At 63.8% G+C, this 917-nt stretch carries 2 pseudogenes; one reads left to right on the forward strand and one right to left on the reverse strand.

What is annotated here, in order from left to right:
• A pseudogene (locus tag KVS67_RS11475) lies at positions 1-292 on the forward strand (integrase core domain-containing protein); the annotation flags it as partial.
• 2 nt (positions 293-294) lie between these two features.
• On the opposite strand, the pseudogene KVS67_RS11480 reads toward KVS67_RS11475, so the two are convergent.
• Positions 295-764: pseudogene (locus KVS67_RS11480) on the reverse strand (transposase); the annotation flags it as partial.
• Positions 765-917 lie beyond the last annotated feature (153 nt).

Below are 917 nucleotides of genomic sequence, written 5' to 3' on the forward strand. Positions count from 1 at the left end.
CATCGGCTCCTGTTATGGCGCGTCCGCCTTCGCCGACCCGATGGGTGATAGCAGGCATCAACGCATTACACAGTACACGCAGCGGCATAACGGGAAGCTCGGACGATACAACCGCATTCTGGCTGAGGAGTTTCTTTACGCGCGGACCTGGCACTCAGAGCAGGAACGCGCTACCGCGCTCGAGGTCTGGAACCTGCACTACAACTACCATCGGCCCCACGGCGCGCACGGCGGCAAGCCGCCCGCATCCGCTACATCAGCACGCGTCAACAACGTCCTCGCCTCATACACCTCGACCAGGGCGTCTGTGACGGTGCGGGCCGCGATACGGACCGGGCGCTTCCAGGCCCGGTAGGTGCGTGCAGCGATCTGCATGCCCTGCTGGCGCAGGACGCGGAGGATCGGCTCGACTGCATAGCCCTCGGCTCTCATCTCGTCGATGAACGCGCAGATCAACGGTTGCGGGGGTCGAGATCCCCCGCGAAGAAAATCGAAGCCCGACGAAGGATCTCATTGTCCTCGCGAAGCCGCTTGTTCTCGGCCTTAAGGCGCTTGACCTCAGCAGACTCCTCGGTCGTGATGCCGGGGCGGGTCCCGTCGTCGACCTCGGCCTGCGCGAGCCAGCGCCGCACGGACTCGCGCGAGACGCCTTCCTGGCGAGCGACCGCGGTGACGGCGGCGGTCAAGGTGGGGTACTCCTGGAGGTGCTCCCTGACGAGCCGCACGCACCTCGCGCGCAGCTGGGGATCGATCTTCTTCGGCATGCTGTCCATCCTTCCGGACTCAAACAGCAGCGGCATCAAACCTGGGCCGATTCACGATAACGACTCTCAGACAGTCATACTCGATCGGCCCTATGGGGTGATGAATGGTGCGCGTGAGCGCTTGTAACGGCGAATAATCGGGCACCAGGTTTC

The sequence above is a fragment of the Micrococcus sp. GbtcB5 genome (genome assembly GCF_019091605.1).
GTDB classification, from domain to species: domain Bacteria; phylum Actinomycetota; class Actinomycetes; order Actinomycetales; family Micrococcaceae; genus Micrococcus; species Micrococcus luteus.